Annotated in this window: 24 protein-coding genes and 1 tRNA gene; 17 read left to right on the top strand and 8 right to left on the bottom strand. The window is 34.4% G+C overall.

Features of this window, described 5'->3' with window-relative positions; translation table 11 throughout:
• Window positions 1–10: 10 nt before the first annotated feature.
• The 5 genes from BR65_RS13795 to BR65_RS03705 form a co-directional block, all read right to left on the bottom strand.
• A complete protein-coding gene (locus tag BR65_RS13795; protein ID WP_156098844.1) occupies window positions 11–187 on the bottom strand; it encodes a hypothetical protein in 177 nt (58 codons plus the stop codon).
• A gap of 108 nt (window positions 188–295) precedes the next feature.
• Window positions 296–532 carry a hypothetical protein gene (locus tag BR65_RS03720; RefSeq protein WP_023178113.1) on the bottom strand — a complete coding sequence of 79 codons (237 nt, stop codon included), beginning with the start codon at window positions 530–532 and terminating at the stop codon, window positions 296–298.
• A 52-nt stretch (window positions 533–584) separates the two neighbouring features.
• Window positions 585–827 (bottom strand): hypothetical protein, encoded by a 243-nt coding sequence (locus BR65_RS03715; protein ID WP_023178111.1) that lies wholly within the window; start codon window positions 825–827, stop codon window positions 585–587.
• A gap of 55 nt (window positions 828–882) precedes the next feature.
• Window positions 883–1,104, bottom strand: coding sequence for a hypothetical protein (locus BR65_RS03710; protein WP_034536783.1), 222 nt, complete (start codon window positions 1,102–1,104; stop codon window positions 883–885).
• Between the two features lie 150 nt (window positions 1,105–1,254).
• Window positions 1,255–1,497, bottom strand: coding sequence for a hypothetical protein (locus BR65_RS03705; RefSeq protein WP_034536782.1), 243 nt, complete (start codon window positions 1,495–1,497; stop codon window positions 1,255–1,257).
• A 284-nt stretch (window positions 1,498–1,781) separates the two neighbouring features.
• Between BR65_RS03705 and BR65_RS13950 the strand changes: the two genes are divergently transcribed.
• From BR65_RS13950 to BR65_RS03690, 4 genes are all read left to right on the top strand, one after another.
• Window positions 1,782–1,937, top strand: coding sequence for a hypothetical protein (locus BR65_RS13950; protein WP_023178105.1), 156 nt, complete (start codon window positions 1,782–1,784; stop codon window positions 1,935–1,937).
• A gap of 121 nt (window positions 1,938–2,058) precedes the next feature.
• Window positions 2,059–2,508, top strand: coding sequence for a hypothetical protein (locus BR65_RS03700; RefSeq protein ID WP_023178100.1), 450 nt, complete (start codon window positions 2,059–2,061; stop codon window positions 2,506–2,508).
• A 278-nt stretch (window positions 2,509–2,786) separates the two neighbouring features.
• On the top strand, window positions 2,787–3,896 hold the full coding sequence (locus tag BR65_RS03695) for a YqgU-like beta propeller domain-containing protein (RefSeq protein ID WP_034536781.1): 1,110 nt from the start codon (window positions 2,787–2,789) through the stop codon (window positions 3,894–3,896).
• A gap of 107 nt (window positions 3,897–4,003) precedes the next feature.
• A complete protein-coding gene (locus BR65_RS03690) occupies window positions 4,004–4,399 on the top strand; it encodes a rhodanese-like domain-containing protein (protein WP_023178096.1) in 396 nt (131 codons plus the stop codon).
• A gap of 54 nt (window positions 4,400–4,453) precedes the next feature.
• Here the strand turns inward: BR65_RS03690 and BR65_RS03685 are convergent, their stop codons facing one another.
• The gene (locus BR65_RS03685) at window positions 4,454–5,728 is read right to left on the bottom strand and encodes a Y-family DNA polymerase (RefSeq protein WP_051932633.1); all 1,275 of its coding nucleotides are present in this window, start codon (window positions 5,726–5,728) and stop codon (window positions 4,454–4,456) included.
• A 137-nt stretch (window positions 5,729–5,865) separates the two neighbouring features.
• Window positions 5,866–6,096 (bottom strand): excisionase family DNA-binding protein, encoded by a 231-nt coding sequence (locus BR65_RS03680; RefSeq protein WP_034536779.1) that lies wholly within the window; start codon window positions 6,094–6,096, stop codon window positions 5,866–5,868.
• A 147-nt stretch (window positions 6,097–6,243) separates the two neighbouring features.
• On the opposite strand from BR65_RS03680, the gene BR65_RS03675 reads away from it, so the two are divergent.
• From BR65_RS03675 to glnA (BR65_RS03640), 8 genes are all read left to right on the top strand, one after another.
• On the top strand, window positions 6,244–6,981 hold the full coding sequence (locus tag BR65_RS03675) for a glycerophosphodiester phosphodiesterase (protein ID WP_034536778.1): 738 nt from the start codon (window positions 6,244–6,246) through the stop codon (window positions 6,979–6,981).
• Entirely contained in the window at window positions 6,968–7,921 is a 954-nt protein-coding gene (gene miaA, locus BR65_RS03670; protein ID WP_023178090.1) for a tRNA (adenosine(37)-N6)-dimethylallyltransferase MiaA, read from the top strand. Before BR65_RS03675 ends, miaA begins: the two co-directional genes overlap by 14 nt.
• Before the next feature lie 43 nt (window positions 7,922–7,964).
• The gene (gene hflX / locus BR65_RS03665) at window positions 7,965–9,227 is read left to right on the top strand and encodes a GTPase HflX (RefSeq protein ID WP_034536776.1); all 1,263 of its coding nucleotides are present in this window, start codon (window positions 7,965–7,967) and stop codon (window positions 9,225–9,227) included.
• On the top strand, window positions 9,224–10,480 hold the full coding sequence (locus tag BR65_RS03660; protein ID WP_034536775.1) for a methionine gamma-lyase family protein: 1,257 nt from the start codon (window positions 9,224–9,226) through the stop codon (window positions 10,478–10,480). The genes hflX and BR65_RS03660 overlap by 4 nt, the downstream gene beginning before the upstream one ends.
• A 120-nt stretch (window positions 10,481–10,600) precedes the next feature.
• Window positions 10,601–10,966, top strand: coding sequence for a MerR family transcriptional regulator (locus BR65_RS03655; RefSeq protein WP_034536774.1), 366 nt, complete (start codon window positions 10,601–10,603; stop codon window positions 10,964–10,966).
• 71 nt (window positions 10,967–11,037) lie between these two features.
• A complete protein-coding gene (gene glnA / locus BR65_RS03650) occupies window positions 11,038–12,372 on the top strand; it encodes a type I glutamate--ammonia ligase (protein WP_023178082.1) in 1,335 nt (444 codons plus the stop codon).
• Window positions 12,373–12,607: 235 nt separating this feature from the next.
• Window positions 12,608–13,000: a MerR family transcriptional regulator gene (locus BR65_RS03645; RefSeq protein ID WP_023178081.1), complete on the top strand. Its 393-nt coding sequence runs from the start codon at window positions 12,608–12,610 to the stop codon at window positions 12,998–13,000.
• Window positions 13,001–13,043: 43 nt separating this feature from the next.
• Window positions 13,044–14,384, top strand: coding sequence for a type I glutamate--ammonia ligase (glnA, locus tag BR65_RS03640; RefSeq protein WP_023178079.1), 1,341 nt, complete (start codon window positions 13,044–13,046; stop codon window positions 14,382–14,384).
• Window positions 14,385–14,582: 198 nt separating this feature from the next.
• Here glnA (BR65_RS03640) and BR65_RS03635 read toward each other — a convergent pair whose 3' ends face one another.
• A complete protein-coding gene (locus BR65_RS03635; RefSeq protein WP_034536773.1) occupies window positions 14,583–14,960 on the bottom strand; it encodes a PH domain-containing protein in 378 nt (125 codons plus the stop codon).
• 159 nt (window positions 14,961–15,119) lie between these two features.
• Here BR65_RS03635 and BR65_RS03630 point away from each other — a divergent pair.
• The 5 genes from BR65_RS03630 to nrdF all read left to right on the top strand — a co-directional run bounded on the left by BR65_RS03630 (window position 15,120) and on the right by nrdF (window position 19,406).
• A tRNA-Arg gene (locus BR65_RS03630) sits at window positions 15,120–15,193 on the top strand.
• 469 nt (window positions 15,194–15,662) lie between these two features.
• On the top strand, window positions 15,663–15,896 hold the full coding sequence (gene nrdH / locus BR65_RS03625; RefSeq protein WP_023178077.1) for a glutaredoxin-like protein NrdH: 234 nt from the start codon (window positions 15,663–15,665) through the stop codon (window positions 15,894–15,896).
• Window positions 15,893–16,258: a class Ib ribonucleoside-diphosphate reductase assembly flavoprotein NrdI gene (gene nrdI, locus BR65_RS03620; protein WP_023178076.1), complete on the top strand. Its 366-nt coding sequence runs from the start codon at window positions 15,893–15,895 to the stop codon at window positions 16,256–16,258. Before nrdH ends, nrdI begins: the two co-directional genes overlap by 4 nt.
• A complete protein-coding gene (nrdE, locus tag BR65_RS03615) occupies window positions 16,245–18,428 on the top strand; it encodes a class 1b ribonucleoside-diphosphate reductase subunit alpha (protein ID WP_051932631.1) in 2,184 nt (727 codons plus the stop codon). Before nrdI ends, nrdE begins: the two co-directional genes overlap by 14 nt.
• A 15-nt stretch (window positions 18,429–18,443) precedes the next feature.
• Entirely contained in the window at window positions 18,444–19,406 is a 963-nt protein-coding gene (gene nrdF, locus BR65_RS03610) for a class 1b ribonucleoside-diphosphate reductase subunit beta (RefSeq protein ID WP_023178074.1), read from the top strand.
• The last annotated feature ends 108 nt before the right edge of the window (window positions 19,407–19,514 follow it).

The following is a 19,514-nucleotide window of genomic DNA, read 5'->3' as shown; positions in this document are numbered from 1 at the left end:
TTTTGAAATATTAGTGTTTATTTTTTTTTGGACTATTTATAATATACATATTGAATATGAAATTTAGTTGGAAAATATAACTAGCTGTTCTTGCAACAGATCCTTCTTGAAAAATAAATAAAAGTCCTATAAAAAAATTAAATAGAGCTAGGTAAAAATTTGGTTGTTTAAAAATTTCTTTATTCAAAAAAACCCTCCTAAATTAGTGAATTCTTGTATATAGTATAAATTAATTCTTTTTTTATTGCTTCTATAGTAATTAATATAGGTAACTCGCTCAACCTTATATTTAATCCTAATTACTTTTTAACCGTAAACTGAAAATAAGTGCAATTAGATGGAAGAGCAAACCAATTACAAATAAGATTAACCCAAACTTAACTAAAAAGATATCGGCGTCTAACCATCTGCCTAAATCAAACTTATCTGTACCAACTGCAAGTATGGAGGGGGAAACTAATAGAAATCCTATTAATGATATTCCTAGAACTATAAAAGATAAAAATTGAAATGTAATTAGTAATTTTTTCATTGTTGTTCTCCTATTTTTAGTTTATTTTCAATGGAAATACTTTAAGCATTGTTTACCTACGTGATTTAGCTTTTTCAACTATTTTTTTCGCTTGAACTAAATCGATAGGATAATAGTCCTGTCTAATATTTTTAATAGTTTGTATTTCATTCATTACTTTTAAGTATTCTAAGGCATCTTTAATCATTTTAGATTGATTATATGAAAAGAGACTCTTTAATTTGTTTATTTCTGTCGCTTGAATATACGTTAGTCCTCCTAAAACTAGCACTACTGTCATTAATAAATAAATCATCAGCAAAACTCCTATTATATATTGATAAAACATTGTTTAGTAGAAAGTAGATAGTTTATTTTTTTATGTAGTTCTTAACAACTACTTTAATCATTACAATGATAGTTAATAATGGAATAGCCCAAATGAAACTAAAAAAAAATTCTGAAGTTAATGTATTTTTTATAGTGTCTTTATTGTTCAACATAATAATAAATTTAGTGCCTATAAGCGTTCCTGCAAATAATAAATAGTATTGACCAAGTATTTTAAGAAATTTTTTAATTTTATCTGACAATTTAATTTCCTTCTTTCTGCTAAATTAAAAGAGCTAGGCAGTCTTGAAACGAGTAAAATACATGTGGAGATTGGGATAATTCATTCTCTATTAACTCGTTTTTAACATCAATGCAGCGTGAAACAATGGTTGTGTAAAAGTTTAAGACCGTCATCTTTTCAAGGCATCTGAAACAATTAAACCGAATCCAAGTAGTAAACCAAGCACTATCCATAATCCTAAAATAGTAATGGCAACTACTCCAATTACTTCCCTGGGTGCGTGGCTGAATTCACGAAAAAGCTGACTCGTTTCTACATAATCAAAAATAAGTTCTTTTAGTCCATTAAATCCCATAAAGAGTAACGCATATAAAAAACCTTCTTTAAACCGAATCAATTTAGTTTTTTCCATTTTTATAGTAACTCCTTTTACCATTCAATCATTTCTATTTTGTTTAAATTATTGGTTCTGCTTTCCTTCAACTTTTCTCCTGATGTCAATTGCCTTCTTCCTTATTTATTTCTTATCTCCATCATACGGAAAGTGAAGAGTATTGGCTATAAACCATTAGTTGCATAGTAGCACCCATTGGTTGCTACTATGTAAACCAACACGTTCTTTTAATTTTATGAGATGAGATAGATAATTTGATTATGAATTATTTGGTTAGAAGAATGGCTATGGGAGATATTATAATGAAAAAAATAAGTAAAAAAAATTGTTATCAGATTGTATCGATCTTTACTTTTTGTGGTGCTATTTTGGCGGTATTAAACAAAGAAATCATTTTTGGCTATACTTTAATTATTCTAGGTTATTGTCTTCTTCGCAAATCAGATTTAGAAGGCTAAACAATCTAATGAATCTTTTAAACTGAATAATGGTTAAGATATATAAACTAACGAATAGAGGTTATGTAATGATGTCAAAAAAAAGAGCTAAGCCTATCCTAAAACTCGGGGAGAAAGTAAAATGACCAAAAAAAGTTTGTTGTCAGTAGTATTTCTTTTAGTAATCTTATTGCCTTTTATTTTGATCTTCGGTCGGGAATTCCTTTCAACAAACCCTGATAATCGTTATCGTGCATCTGGAACTTCCTCTACTGCTCATGAAATAAGGATAGATGACTATTATAGTGTTCAATCAATGTCTGCATCATTTTCAGTACTCCAATATGATAATGAAGAAATACATATTGAATTTGCGGACAGTATTGTTAAATTAAATTGGAATAATGATTATATTATTGCTTCTAGCAAAAAAGATGATCTGGATGTTTATTCAGATGTGTATTATTTAATAGTTATCAGAGACACCAGAGAAGTTGTCGAATATGATTCACTAGAACAATTTTCAAAGGAAATGAAAGCAAAGAATATTAACTTAGAATTGGAAAGAAAAGTAGCATTTGATTGGTATTAACTATTTAATTTAAAAGGCGCACTTATATACCAATTTTAAAAAAGTATTTATTGCTCAAGATGAGTGCAAAAAAGAACCCAGATATTCCATTTTTAAATGGTATCGTAGTTCTTTTTTTAGTGTTCCAAATGATTTCATTTAGGTATCTCTAGTAAGGTGAAGTAGGCTAATAAAGTGTAAAACGGCATAGCATATGCTATACTTTAGATGAAAGTTTTTGGAATGGTACTAGCAGGTAACCATACGATGTCAATTAATCAAAAAAATAAGGTGATGAGATGAAAAGGAAAAAGAAAAAATATATGATATTTAGTTTAGCTATTTTGCTTTTTTCTGCTTCCTTATTTTTATTGAGTTGCAACAAAAATCAAGATAATAAACCAACTGTGTCTGAAAAAAAGCCATTGTCTTATAAAGAAATTCCTATTGAATATGAAAGTTTTAGAAAAGTGATTGGATGGATGTCTGATGAAGAAGTATTGATTCATTCAGGCGAAGTAAATAATGATACATTATCTCTTTTTAATATTTTCACAGGAGAAACTGAGCCTATTTATGAAGCCGGATCGATTATTTTAACAGCTATTATTTCAGAAAATCAACAACAGATAGTGATTCAAGTTGCTAGCGAAAATGGTGGGGAGTTAAGAGTAATTGATAGGAGCGGTGCAGTTGTTCAAACATTGCCTTTAGAAACGAAAGGCTTTGTTAATGTGAACTGGAATCCAGCAGATCAACACCATATCTTTATTTCATACTACCAATCCGATTCTAATATGGTAGTTGGTGATTGGAATACAGAGACTAACGAGATTGTTTCTATACCATCTGCTTCATTAACGCCCTTGTGGTATTCAGCTAATCTATATTTATATGTAGATAATAAAGAGGATTTCTCTCTTGAAACGGGTGAGCTTTACATGGGAGATATTCGGACAAACGAAACACTGCGATTAAAGAGTCAAGTTTCAAGCTTTTTTATACATGATGATACATTCATTACATTTACACCTTCAGACTTTGCTGAAGATGAGTTGCTTCTAAGTTATCAGTATCCATTTATGGTTGATCAATCTTTCATGTCTATTCCCAAAGTGACCATGAATAATCGTCTTGTTTTTCCTTACTTAAGTCAGGCTGCAAGAAACACACCTGTCTATGGAGTATTTGCAAAAGAAGCGGCACAATTGGAACTTGAAACTGGGGAATTTGAGTTTGGAGAGTTGGATTTTGAGAATAAGACCATTAAGCCGATTATTGATCTCCCAGACAATGCGCCAATCTCAATGGCTCATAATGGGAAATATAGTTTATATGGTTGGCGATTTGAAAGTATTATAGATATTGAACAACAAAAAATCTATTCCTTAATTAGTATGCCTAATTAGAGTCAGTAACGAGAGTTGAAAAGGTCTTATATAAAAAAAGCTAGTAAAACAAACGATTCTTGTGTACAATTATCCCTGTAGAACAAGTTGAAAGGGGTACACAAGAAGTGAATATAGGTCAAATTATTAATGCAGTTTTATGGATTATTATTATAGTATGGGCAGGTTACGAAATTTACAGTTATTTCAAACGTAAAAACGCATCTGTGGAACTAACAGAAGAAGAGTTTAAAAAAGAAATGCGTAAAGTTCAATTAATTGATGTCCGCGAAAAGAAGGACTTTGATGCAGGGCACATTTTAGGAGCTAGAAACATTCCTTTTTCAACTTTTAAAACACGCAGCGTTGAAATAAGAAAAGATCAACCTATTTATCTTTATGATCATAATAAAGCGCTAAGTTTACGTGCTGCGCTTCGTTTACGTAAAGAGGGCCATACAGATATTTATCACCTTAAAGGTGGATACCGTGATTGGACTGGAAAAACTAAAACAGCTCATTAATGAGTAAAAAAGAGTTGAGACATTTTGTCTCAACTCTTTTTCTTATAATATGACTTAACCCTGGTGTCCGCTGACTAAGCCACTGCGTTTAATAGCTGTTCCTCCTGAGGTTAAACTACTAGCATGTACAAGGGAAGTGTAACCATACTTAAACCGAATGCGATCAATCACTTTTTCTAGTTCTTCACGGCTAATGGTCTGTTCAGCTGATTCGAATAAATCCAATTGTAAATCTGATTGGTAGTGTATTTTTCCGCAACTAATGGCTAATTGACGAACAGGTTCATTATTGTAGTGTTTTCTAAAAAGAAATAAACACGTCTCAATGATTTTTTGACTGGAAGAAGTAGGGAAAATTTTTAGTTGCTGATTGAACCCTTTATCCAGAATTTCTCCAGAAAAACGAATCGTTAAATGGATCATACCCGTTTGAGCATGATGGTTTCTCAGGCGAGCAGCTACTTGATCAGCCATTTCTCGAATAACTACTTCAATTTCGTATGCATCTATGTAATCACGATCTAATATTTGACTCTTGCCAAATGAACGAGATAGAGGAGTGTATTTCTGAGAGATAATACTTTGATCAATACCATGAGCATGATAAAAAAGTTGTTCTCCAATAGTTCCATGTATTTTTTTTAAGGAATGAACAGAGTATTGTGAAAGGTCATAAACAGAATCAATCCCCAAACGGTAAAGATTTGAATCCGTGCGCGATCCAATACCCCACATTTCTGTAATAGGTTGAATTTTCCAAAGGGTTTCGGGAACATCTTTATAATGCCATTCTGCAATGCCGTTTTTTTCTTTTTTTGCAGCATTATCTAAGGCTAATTTTGCCATGAGCGGATTATCTCCGATGCCAATCGTCACAAACAAACGAAGTCGTTGCCAGATCGTCATTTGGATCTTTAAAGCAATCTCTTTTGTAGAACCATATAAGGCATGCGAAGCGGTGACATCTAAAAAAGACTCATCAATACTATAAAGATGCAAATCTGTTTCTGCTACGAATTCCAAAAAGATAGCGTTAATCATAGCATTGACTTTTAAATACAAAGTCATGTGAGGTTCAACGATCTGAATAAAGGAATGTTTAGGAATCTCATATCGTCTTGATCCTGTTTTAATACCATATTCTTTCTTTACTCTAGGAGCAGCAGCTAAAACTAGTCCGCCATCTTGATCAGCTTTACTCATCACAACAACATATGAAGCTAAAGGGTGGAGGCCAAGTCTAACGGACTCGACAGAAGCAAAAAAAGAGGTCACATCAATGCATAAGATATCTCTTCTAGGTTCCTTTGAGTAATTCATTTTGATCATACCAAACGGCATCCTTTCGTATAAGCTTACCCTTATTATACGAACATACGTTCCTTTAGTAAAGAAAATAATAAGAAAAAAATAAAACAAGCTCAAGAAATAGCCATTTGGTCTACTTCTCTTAAGCTTGTTTTATGTTAATCTTCATCCTTTATATCAATATCCTCTGGAATGGGTTCATCTAAATACTCTTGTAATTCTTTTTTGTATTTTTCAATTTCGCGCAAATACAAATTGAATTGTTCTTTATAAATCAAGATAGTTTCGCCATCAGATAAAGTACGAATCTGTTTTTCACGAATAAGACGTACAATATCAGTCGTTGAAAGTTCTAAATAGTCTGCGGTTTCTTCGATGGTTAAATACATTTACCTGCCTCCTTACTACAGTTTCTATTGTACGTTACTTTTTGAGAAAAGACGACAGTTTCATGTGAGAAGAAAGCTGACTATAGGGCTTATTATAGAAATATGCTATAATTATTAGGAATGTAAGCGATGGAGGGATTGTAAGTTATGGACCGTACAAAGATTATTGCTCACCGAGGAAGTAAAGGCACACATCCAGAGAACACATTAGAAGCATTTCGAGAAGCTGTTCGAGTGGGAAGCGATGGCATTGAGCTAGATATTCATTTAAGTTTAGACAATGAACTAATTGTTATCCATGATGAATCAGTAGAACGGACAACGAATGGAAAAGGAAACGTTCAAAATTTAACATTAACCGAACTAAAACAACTAGATGCCGGAAGTTGGTATTCTCCTGAATTCAGTCATTGCTGTATTCCAACACTTCAAGAAGTTTTTAATTTACTTGAAGAAGTAGACTATCAAGGCCTTGTAAATATCGAATTAAAAACAGATAATTATTCTTACCCAGGAATCGTAGAAAAAGTATGGGCTTTTGTAACTGAAAAGGATTGGTCATTTAGTGTAGAATATTCCAGTTTTAACTATGAAACATTAGTTCAACTCAAAGAAGTAGATCCTACTTGTAAAATAGCGTTACTATTTGAAAATAATGGTGAAAATGTTACTTCTCTAAGTCCAACTATTCCTGTTAGAATGTGGCATCCGAAACTAAGCTGGTTTAAAGGTATTCGTAACTCCGAAATTCCAGTACGCATTTGGACAGTTAATAAGAATGAGGACATCCAATATTGTTTACAAAAACAAGTAGCAGGTATTATCACAGATTATCCTGAGAGAGCTCTTCACATAAGAAATAAATGGCAGTATGAAGGAGAATAAGGTGGAAAAGAAAAAAATTATTATCATTGTAGGACCAACAGCTGTTGGGAAAACAAGTTTAAGTCTCTCCTTAGCGCGGGAATTAAATGGAGAAATTATCAGTGGAGATTCTATGCAAATTTATCGCAATCTAACTATTGGAACAGCTAAAGTATCTAAGGAAGAACAAGGAGAAATACCGCATCATCTCATTGATGAAGTGGATGTAACGACTCCTTATGCTGTTTCTGATTTCCAAAAGAGAGCTCGGTCTTTAATTGAAGATATTTCAGTTAAAGGGAAAGTACCAATTATTGTAGGGGGTACAGGGTTATACATCGAATCTTTATTGTATGATGTGACGTTTGGTGGAAGCGGAGAAAATGATGAGGCTTTTCGTGAAGCACAAGAAGCGATAGCCGTAGAAAAAGGAAATCGCTATTTGTGGGAACAATTAAATCAAGTAGATTCAGCTGCTGCAGAAAAAATTCATTTTAATAATCGCAGACGTATTATCCGAGCGCTTGAAGTGTATCAGGTGACCGGTCAACTTTTTTCTAGTTATCAAAGTGAGCGTAAGGAAAAAGAGCTCCTTTATGATGCGAAAATTATTGGTCTAACAACTGATCGAGAAGAGTTATATAGTCGAATCAACCTTCGTGTAGAGCAAATGTTTGAAAAGGGTTTGATTGAAGAAGTAAAATGGTTATATGAACAACAATTGCCCGATGCACAAGCCGCAAAAGGAATCGGTTATAAAGAATTGTTTCCATATCTTGAAAATAAGATTACCTTACAAGAAGCAAAAGAGGCCATCCAGCAAAATTCAAGACGGTATGCTAAACGCCAGCTTACTTGGTTTAAAAACCGATTGGAAAATGTGGAGTGGGTTGATTTAGTGAGTCATCCTGAGAAAGAACAACAAGTAGTAGAAGAAGTCCGAGCATTTTTAAAAAAATAGTGTGGACAATGTGTTTAAAATACTAGAATAGAAGGTGAACGTAATGGAAACAAAAGAAACCGCTGAAACAGTCGAACGCGTTATCCTTGTAGGAGTTCAAACTAATGAAAGTAACCTGGATTTTGAATATTCTTTGAGAGAATTAGAACAATTGACGGAAACGGCTCTAGGTGAAGTAGTTGGAGAACTAACTCAAAAAAGAGAACGAGTAGATTCACGTACCTTTTTAGGTAAAGGCAAGATGGAAGAATTGGTTGCTTTAGTAGATGAGTTAGAAGCAGATACAGTTATTTTCAACCAAGGGCTGACACCTGGACAAACAAGAAATATTCAAAAAGTTTTAATGGATGAAGTGAAAGTCATTGACCGAATCCAATTGATTTTAGACATCTTTGCCATGCGTGCTAAAAGTAAAGAAGGTAAATTACAAGTTGAATTAGCTCAGTTGCAGTATTTACTACCTCGTTTAGCTGGTCAAGGGGTTAACTTGTCTCGACTAGGTGGGGGGATTGGAACACGTGGTCCAGGGGAAACAAAATTAGAAACCGATCGTCGACACATCCGTGATCAAATCACAGATATTAAACGTGATTTAACAGAAACAGAAAAGCACCGCAGTCGAACTCGTGAACAACGTAAAGAAAGCGGCACGTTTCAAATTGGTTTAATGGGATATACAAATGCTGGGAAATCAACGTTATTAAATAAGTTAACTCAAGCAGATACGTATGAAGAAAATCAATTATTTGCAACACTAGATCCTTTGACGCGTCAATTGCTGCTGCCTAGCGGAATGACAGTGACGCTTACCGATACCGTTGGTTTTATACAAGATTTGCCTACACAATTAATTGAATCGTTCAAATCGACCCTAGAAGAAACAAAAGGTGTTGATCTTCTCTTGCATGTCGTTGATGCTTCTGCGGAGAACTTGTCAGGACATGAACAAACGGTTATGCAATTGTTGAAAGAACTGGACATGGCAAAAATACCGATGTTAACGGTATATAATAAAAAAGATCTAGTCGAAGATGCTTTTTACCCCTCTCTTTTTCCTAATGTGGTGATTTCAGCGAATGATCCTGAAGACATTGATCACTTACTGTCCGTTATCATGGATAAAATGAAGGAATTGATGGTTTCTTATCGTCTTGAAATCAACGTAGATCAAGGAGAAAAATTGGTGCGCTTGAAAAGAGAAACATTAGTGATCTCAGAAGAATACGATGAAGAAAAAAATGTTTATATTGTTAAAGGCTACGCGAAAGCAGAGTCTAAATGGAATGGAGAGAATCAAACGTCATGAGTTGGAACAGTCATTATGCACCAGAATTAATTGAAAAAATAAAAGTAGTGGAAGAAAAAATAAAACCGATTCATGACCGCATACATGAAATAGCCTTATTCAATCAAAATAAGGTCATGCAAAGCTTTAGAAATAAAAAAGTTACGGAACAACATTTTAATCCTACGACTGGATACGGATACGATGATTTCGGGAGAGATACATTAGAAGAAGTATATGCAGAAGTTTTTGGAGCAGAAGCAGGATTAGTCCGCCCTCAAATTATTTCTGGAACACATGCTATCTCAACAGCCTTATTTGGTGTTATGCGCCCTGGAGATGATTTATTGTACATCTCTGGTGCTCCTTATGACACGTTGCTTGAAATTGTTGGAGTGACTGGAAACGGCATTGGCTCATTTAAAGAATACCAAATGGGTTTTGATCAAGTTGATTTATTGGCAGACGGAAAACCAGATTTTGATGCCATAAAAGAAAAAATGACGGCAAAAACTAAAATGGTCGCTATCCAACGTTCTAGAGGATACGCAAGCAGACCTTCATTTACGATTCGTCAAATAAAAGAAATGATTCAATTTGTCAAAGCAGTCAATCCTGAGGTCATCATTTTTGTCGATAATTGTTATGGCGAGTTTGTTGAAGAACAAGAACCGATTGAAGTTGGGGCGGATTTGATGGCAGGATCATTAATCAAAAATCCAGGTGGCGGATTGGCTAAAACAGGTGGTTACATTGTTGGGAAATTAGAATTGATTGAAGCTTGCGGCTACCGGTTAACAACACCAGGAATAGGAAGAGAGGCAGGTGCTTCTTTATACAGCCTTCAAGAAATGTATCAGGGCTTTTTCATGTCTCCGCATACGGTTGGAGAAGCAGTAAAAGGCGCTGTATACACAGCTGCTCTTTTAGAAGCTTGTGGCATAGAAAGTACACCCAAGTGGGATGATGAGCGAACAGACCTTATTCAAATGATTTCTTTGAATGATAAAGAAAAAATGATTAAATTTGCACAAACGATCCAAAAATATTCTCCAATTAATGCACATGTTTCTCCAATAGGTGCTTACATGCCTGGTTATGAAGATGATGTGATTATGGCGGCAGGAACATTTATACAAGGTTCCAGCATGGAATTAACAGCAGATGGTCCGATCCGTCCCCCATACACGCTGTATGTTCAAGGCGGGCTAACGTATGAGCATGTTAAGTTAGCAGTGAGTTCAGCTGTAGAAGAACTGTTTTTTCAAGGATAGAAAAAAAGAAAACCAGCTGTGCAGTGAAGCACATTAGAATATTCACTAAATGATGTAAGATTTTTGACAATTTTAATTGACCTTGTTACTGTAGTAATAGAGCTGGATGGGAGGACCCTCATGAACGAGAAAGAGCTAAGGCGTTCCATGTCTGTATTTCCAATTGGAACAGTAATGACTTTGACCGATCTAACAGCCCGTCAAATTCGTTATTATGAAGAACAGAAGCTGATTTGTCCTGAACGGAATGAAGGAAATAGAAGAATGTACTCGTTAAATGACATAGACGTGCTGCTTGAAATAAAAGATTACTTAGCCGAAGGAATCAATATGGCAGGTATTAAGCGTATTTATGAATTGAAAGAAAATGAAGAGGAAAACGATGAGCGTTCTGCTTTGACAGACGATGACGTCCGGCGAATCTTACAAGACGAGTTTCTAGCTTTAAGAGGAATTGATACAAAAGGCCCTTCGCGTTTCTTTTAAACTTTTTTATATTAAAATAAGGTAATGATTACTAAAAAAATGTCTAATAAAAGGGAGAAAATAAATACAAAATGAAAAAATTTACAAGGAAAGAAATCGAAATAAGTGCAAAAGAAGAAAATGTTCGGTATTTACGATTGATGTTTACGGATATAGATGGAATCATTAAAAATGTTGAGGTGCCTATTAGTCAACTAGAAAAAGTCATGGACAATAAAATGATGTTTGATGGCTCTTCCATTGATGGTTTTGTAAGAATTGAAGAAAGCGACATGATTTTGTGCCCAGATTTATCAACGTGGTTAATTTTCCCTTGGGAATCTGAAAACGGAAAAATTGCTCGTCTGATTTGTGATATTTATAATCCGGACGGTACACCATTTGCTGGAGATCCTAGAAACAACTTGAAGCGTGTTCTAAAACAAATGGAAGAACAAGGCTTTACAGAGTTTAATTTAGGACCCGAACCCGAATTTTTCTTATTTAAATTAGACGAAAATGGAAAACCAACGACTGAATTAAATGATAATGGCGGGTATTTCGATTTTGCTCCAACGGATTTAGGCGAAAACTGTCGCCGTGATATTGTGTTGCAACTAGAAGAATTAGGTTTTGAAATTGAAGCTAGTCATCATGAAACAGCTCCCGGTCAGCATGAGATAGACTGGAAATATGCAAGTGCCATAGAAGCATGTGACAATATCCAAACGTTTAAACTAATCGTAAAAACAGTTGCCCGCAAACATGGTTTGCATGCGACATTCATGCCTAAACCAATGTTTGGTGTAAGTGGTTCTGGAATGCATTTTAACATGTCTTTATTTAACAATCAGGGCAATGTTCTTTGTAATGAAGAAGATGAACTTGGTTTAAGTAAAACGGCTTATCATTTCTTAGCAGGTATATTGGATCATGCTTTAGGATATACGGCTATCTGTAATCCGACTGTAAACTCTTATAAACGATTGATTCCAGGATACGAAGCACCTGTTTATATCGCATGGAGTGCTCGTAATCGCTCACCACTTGTGCGTATTCCAAGCTCAAGAGGAGTTTCTACTCGTATTGAATTGCGGAGTGTTGATCCTAGTGCTAATCCTTATTTAGCCGTTGCAACATTGTTGTATTCAGGACTAGATGGAGTGAAAAAAGAAATGGAAGTACCTAAACCAATAGATCGCAATATCTATCGTATGTCTTCAGAAGAACGATACAAAAAAGGCATCAAAGATCTTCCATCTACTTTGCATAATGCTGTTAAATACTTGCAAGAAGATAAAGTCGTTCAAGAAGCTTTGGGTGAACATATCTATAGAAGTTTTGTCAGTGCTAAACATGTAGAGTGGGCTGCTTATCGTGAACAAGTTTCTGAATGGGAAAAAGAAAAATATCTAACCTTATATTAAAAAATAGACCAAAATGAAAAACCCCAATGGACAATTTTACTGTCCATTGGGTTTTTTTTTCGTTCTAATACAATTGGTATAGTTCAATTTTGAGTTTTTAATCGGAACAAATGAATGATTAAAAAATGAATCGTTCGTTTTGACGTGTTAGATTTTCTGACATAAGATGCATTTTTTTGTTGACAGAGAAAAAAAAGACTGCTATTCTATAAAAGTAATCGAAAGGAGGACTTAAATGAGTGAGAAAGAACTTAGACGTTCAAGGTCGGTTTTTCCGATTGGTACAGTTATGAAACTAACAGATTTAACTGCACGACAGATTCGCTACTATGAAGAACAGGATCTAATCCATCCTTTGCGGAATGAAGGAAATCGCCGAATGTATTCTTTAAATGATATTGATGTTCTTCTTGAGATTAAAGATTATTTATCAGATGGAATCAATATGGCGGGTATCAAACGCATTTATGAGCTGCAGGAGAATAAAGAAAAAGCTAGAGAACAAGAAGTAAATAAAGTTATGACAGATGATGACGTACGAAAAATCTTGCATGATGAATTTCTAGCGGTAAGTGGATTAAGTGCTAAAACGGCAAATTCGTTTCTTAATCAAAATCGAATAGGGTAATAACAAACTAAAAAGTTGCTAAGAGAAGGGAAGAAAAAAATGTATGGCTAAGTTTATGAGAAAAGAAATTGAAGAGGCGTCAAAAAAAGGAAATGTCCGTTTCTTGCGATTAATGTTTACTGATATTTTAGGTGTAATTAAAAATGTTGAGGTACCCATTAGTCAACTGAAAAAAGTATTGGATAATGAGTTAATGTTTGATGGCTCTTCAATCGAAGGATTTGTACGGATAGAAGAAAGCGATATGTATTTGAGACCGGATTTAGATACTTGGTTGATTTTCCCATGGGAAACGACTGAAGGTTCTGGTAAAATCGCTCGTCTGATTTGTGACGTATACAATCCAGATGGTACACCATTTGCTGGAGATCCTCGTTCTAACTTGAAGCGTACTTTGAAAGAAATGGAAGAACTTGGGTTTACTGAGTTTAATTTAGGACCTGAACCTGAATTTTTCCTTTTTAAATTAGACGAAAAAAATGAGCCCACTTTAGAGTTGAATGACGATGGAGGCTATTTTGATTTAGCTCCAACAGATTTAGGTGAAAATTGCCGTCGCGATATCGTATTGCAATTAGAAGATCTTGGTTTTGAAATCGAGGCTAGTCACCATGAAGTTGCACCAGGACAACATGAGATCGACTGGAAATATGCAAGTGCGATCGAAGCATGCGATAACATTCAAACATTTAAATTGATTGTAAAAACTGTCGCTCGTAAACATGGTTTACATGCTACGTTTATGCCTAAACCATTATATGGAGTCAATGGATCTGGAATGCATTTCAACTTATCTTTATTTACAAAAGAAGGTAATGCTTTTTACGATAAAGATGGGGATATGGAACTAAGTGATACAGCACGTCAATTTTTAGCTGGTATTTTAGATCACGCAAAAGCATTTACAGCAATCGTTAACCCTACTGTAAATTCATACAAACGTCTTGTACCCGGATATGAAGCGCCTGTATACATTGCATGGAGCGGCCGTAATCGCTCACCACTAATTCGTGTACCGCAATCAAGGGGAATGTCTACTCGTGTTGAATTACGTAGTGTCGACCCTAGCGCAAATCCATATTTAGCGATGGCTGTTCTTTTGAAAGCTGGGTTAGATGGTGTGAAAAATAAAATGGAAGCTCCAGTACCTATCAACCGCAATATTTATGTAATGAGCGAAAAAGATCGTTATGAAAATGGGATTTATGATTTACCTGGAACATTGCATGAAGCTTTAGGATACTTAGCAAAAGATAATACGATTAAAGCTGGTTTGGGTGATCATATTTATGAAAACTTTGTCAATGCTAAAAAAATCGAATGGGCTGCTTTTCGTGAGCAAGTGACTGAATGGGAAAGAGAACAATACTTGAAATTGTATTAAAAAGAAAAGAAGAGGCCGGGACAAAAATCCTAGCCTCCTCTTTTTATACGAATATTCATTCTAAAACGTGCTCCAAAAAGCAGACCCGACGTCCACTTCGCGAACAATGCTCGATGGTCGATGACCATACTGCGCTTATTCGTTCCAGTGATTCGGGTCTAAACGCTTTTTGTCTCACTCTCTTCTTTTTTACTTGGTTTAGAGTACAGCTAGTGCCAAAGCTTGTTGAATTGCTGTAATGTGTTTATCATTTGTAAACTGCAACGTAATAGCTGGTTCAGCAGCACTGGAAATAAAGATCTTCAATTCAGCATCTAAGTCAAAATGGCCGGTTGTTTCAACCAGAAAGCGACTAATCGACTTATATGGCAAAGAATGATAAGTCGTTTTTTTACCTGTGACACCTTGTTTATCAATGACAATTAAACGCTTATTGGTAAAAATAATTAAATCACGAACCAATTTAAACGCTAAATCGATTTCTTCAGTATCCAAAATGACACCTGATAGTTTTTTTCGAGCCTCATTCTCGCTGATGTTCCCGGCGTTTCCTAAAAGACCACCAATTAACCCCATTTTAAAACCTCCCTAACTTGTTTAATAATTATTGTAAAGGGTGTATTTATTAAATTCAACTGATTAAAATAACATTCTTTCTTAAATTTAAAATTTATTGGCAAAAAGTGTTGACTTTTTATTCATTATTACATATAATTAATTTTGTTGCTAGGACATGTCTCAGTAGCTCAGTTGGATAGAGCATCCGCCTTCTAAGCGGACGGTCGGGAGTTCGAATCTCTCCTGAGACATAAATTGATAAGTTAGAAAAGTTGACTACTCAGCTTTTCTAACTTTTTTTTAATGTTGAAAATAGAAAATTTTTCTTTTCTTTTCAGAAAAGGAAAATTAATTATAAGCGAATGAAACAAATAAAGATGTATACAGTATTATTCAAAAAAATGTAAAAATATTCTAAAATCTTTAATAAATTGATTTCGTGAGGATTAAAAAAATAAAAAAAGTTTTTTTAGATTTTTTTCAAATGTGAAAATTACACGAAGAAAGGTTTGGAGACAAATAACTGTAGGTTTCTCAACTGTTTATTGTTCACAAGCATGAATGACAAATACCACATATAGGAAAAAATGAATATGTCAATAGGAAAACCACTAGATATAGTGGTTTTTTTATTTGCCAGTGAGAGAGAATAAGTGTAGAATACGAATAGAGAAATAGATGAAAACGAACTTAAAAATGAATTATTAAGGAGAATGACCTATGACGCAAAAAACGATTATTGTTTACTCTAAACCAAACTGTATGCAATGTAATTTCACTAAAAAATATTTAGAAGATAAAGGTATTTCTTACGAGGTAAAAGATATCTTTGAATCAGAAGAAGCTTTAAATGAAGTTAAAGAACTTGGGTTTAGCTCTGTTCCTGTTATTTCTATAGAAGGACATGAAGCCTTTAATGGATTCCGCCCTGATCTCCTTGATCAATTAGCATGAAAGTCGTTTATATTAGTTTAACCGGCCAGACTAGAAAGTTTGTTAACAAACTCAGTATGGATTTGTTGGAATTGACGCCAACGAATCCATATATTGTTTTAGAAGAACCGTTCATTATTGTTGCACCAACGTATGATAAAGAAGCAACTGAATTATTAAACGATTTTATTGAAACAGCTGATAATAAAAGGTATTTAAAAGGGGTAGCTGGTGGTGGGAATTTGAATTTTGGTAAATTATTCGCTTTTACGGCAAAAGATCTGGCTCACGATTATCAAGTACCCTTATTACATACCTTTGAGTTTCAAGGCAATGAGGAAGATGTTGCACAATTAAAGAAAGTGGTGAATGATATTGGATAAACCTAAATTAGCCTCAAAACCAAAAGAGGTTACGTATTTTAAATTAAACAATGAATTGAATAGACCTGTGGATGGAAAGATTCCTTTAAATAAAGATCGTGAAGCGGTACGAGCTTACTTTTTGGAGCATGTTAATCCAAATACCGTTTTCTTTTATACACTTGAAGAAAAATTGAACTATCTAATTAAAGAAGAGTATATAGAAGAAGAGTTTTTATTGAAATACGAAAGAGAATTCATCCATTCATTATTTGATGATATTTACAGTCGGAAATTTAGATTCCGCTCATTTATGTCAGCTTTTAAATTTTATACACAATATGCTTTGAAAACGAATGATGGACAACGTTTCTTAGAACGCTATGAAGATCGAATCGTATTCAATGCGTTATATTTAGCTGATGGGGATACTGAATTAGCTCGCAAACTTGCGGATGAAATCGTAAATCAACGTTATCAACCTGCTACGCCAACATTCCTGAATGCAGGACGTAAGAGACGTGGAGAACTGGTTTCTTGTTTCTTGATCCAAGCAACGGATGATATGAACAGTATTGGCCGTGTAGTGAACAGTGCGTTGCAATTGTCTCGTATCGGTGGCGGAGTTGGTGTGAATTTATCTAATTTACGTGCTTCTGGAGATCCAATCAAAAAAATCGACAATGCTTCAAGCGGAGTTGTACCTGTAATGAAATTATTAGAAGACAGTTTTAGTTATTCTAATCAGCTTGGACAACGAAATGGAGCAGGAGCGGTCTATTTAAATGTTTTTCATCCAGATATCGTATCATTCCTTTCGACAAAGAAAGAGAATGCGGATGAAAAAATTCGTGTAAAAACACTTTCTCTTGGTTTAGTCGTACCGGATAAATTTTATGAATTAGCTGCTCATGATGAACAAATGTATCTTTTTAGTCCATATGATGTAGAACGAATTTACGGAGAACCATTTGCTTATATTGATATTACTAAAGAGTACGATAATATGGTGAATAATGAAGAAATCCGTAAATCAAAAATCAGTGCTCGTGAATTAGAAAATGAGATTTCTAAACTTCAACAGGAATCTGGTTATCCTTATATCATTAATATCGATACTGCGAATCGTGCAAACCCAGTATACGGAACTATTACAATGAGTAACTTGTGTAGTGAAATTTTACAAATCCAAGAACCATCATTAATTAATAATGATCAAACTTATGAGCATTTAGGAACGGATATCAGCTGTAACCTTGGTTCAACTAATATTGTGAACCTAATGAAATCGCCTAATTTTGGACAATCGATCGATACGATGGTGCGTGCATTAACCATGGTTACGGATCAATCCAGCATTGATGCAGTACCTTCCATTAAAAATGGGAACGATAAATACCATACGATTGGATTAGGAGCAATGGGATTACACACTTTCTTAGCTTTGAATCAAATTCATTATGGCTCACCAGAATCCGTTGAATTTACAGATGTGTACTTTAAGTTATTAAATTATTATACTTTGGCTTCTAGTAATAAAGTTGCTAAAGAAAGAGGGACAACTTTTTATAACTTTGAAAAATCTGCTTATGCAGATGGCACTTATTTTGATCACTATATTAACGAAAATTTTGCCTTTACGAGTAAAAAAGTTCAACAGTTATTTGAAGGGATACATGTACCTTCTGTAGAAGACTGGGCAGCTTTAAGAGAAGCAGTGATGAAAGATGGGTTATACCACCAAAATCGTTTAGCTGTAGCGCCAACGGGTTCAATTAGTTATGTAAATGAAACATCATCTAGTTTACACCCAATTACACGTTTAATTGAAGAACGTCAAGAGAAAAAGACTGGTAAAACCTATTATCCTGCTCCTTTCTTATCCAATGAAACGATGCCTTACTACTTGTCTGCTTATGATATGGACATGCGTAAAGTTATTGATGTTTATGCAGCAGCTCAAAAGCATATCGATCAAGGTATGAGTTTAACTCTCTTCTTACGCTCTGAAATTCCTGAAGGGTTGTATGAATGGAAAAATGGACGCACAACCAAACAAACAACACGTGACTTAAATATTTTACGTCATTATGCTTGGAAAAAAGGTGTTAAATCTATTTATTACGTTCGTACGTTTACGGAAAATTCAGAAGAAATTGGTTCAAATGCTTGTGAAAGCTGCACCATTTAAAAGGAGAGAACAAGAATGACAACGAACTATAAAGCAATTAACTGGAATAATATCGAAGACATGATCGACAAACTAACATGGGAAAAATTAGTTGAGCAATTTTGGACTGATACTCGAATTCCGTTATCAAATGACTTAGATGATTGGGCTCGACTTCCAAAAAATGAAAAAGATATGGTAGGGAAAGTTTTTGGAGGCTTAACCCTGCTAGACACTCTTCAATCACAAGATGGTGTTCAATCTTTGAAACAATCGATTCGAACACAACACGAAGAAGCTGTTTACAACAATATCCAATTTATGGAATCCATGCATGCGAAAAGTTACAGCGCGATTTTTAGTACGTTAAATAGCAAAATGGAAATCGATGAAATTTTTCAATGGACAAATACGAATGAATTGCTGCAAATAAAAGCTGGTACGATCAATGAGATTTACCATACTGGAACTGACTTGCAACGAAAAGTTGCCAGCGTAATGTTGGAGTCTTTCTTATTCTACTCAGGATTTTTTGCTCCGTTGCATTATTTAGGAAACAATAAATTGCCAAATGTGGCTGAAATCATTAAATTGATTTTACGCGATGAATCTGTTCATGGAACATATATCGGATATAAATTTCAAATTGCGTATAATCAATTACCCGATAATGAAAAAGAAGAGTTGAAAAATTGGACATATGACTTATTGTTTAAGTTGTATCAAAATGAAGTGAAATACGCAGAGTATCTGTATGATGAAATCGGTTGGACGGAACGTGTAAAAGTTTTTCTGAGATACAACGCTAACAAAGCTCTTCAAAATTTAGGTTTTGATCCTTTATTCCCTGATACGGCTAATGATGTGGATCCAGTTATTATGAATGGAATCTCTACTGGTACATCTAACCATGATTTTTTCTCACAGGTGGGAAATGGCTATTTACTTGGAATGGTTGAGTCAATGGAAAATGACGATTACGAAAAATGGACTGTATAAAGAAAAAAGGTTGATCAGATCTTCTGATCAACCTTTTTTTTCGAGAAATTAACTTGCCGTTAAATGGATAATTATTGTTAAGAAGCTTACTTTCGGTTATGATAAGTT

The organism is Carnobacterium inhibens subsp. inhibens DSM 13024 (genome assembly GCF_000746825.1).
Classification (GTDB): Bacteria; Bacillota; Bacilli; order Lactobacillales; family Carnobacteriaceae; genus Carnobacterium_B; species Carnobacterium_B inhibens.
This window is presented reverse-complemented; position numbering and strand designations above follow the sequence as displayed.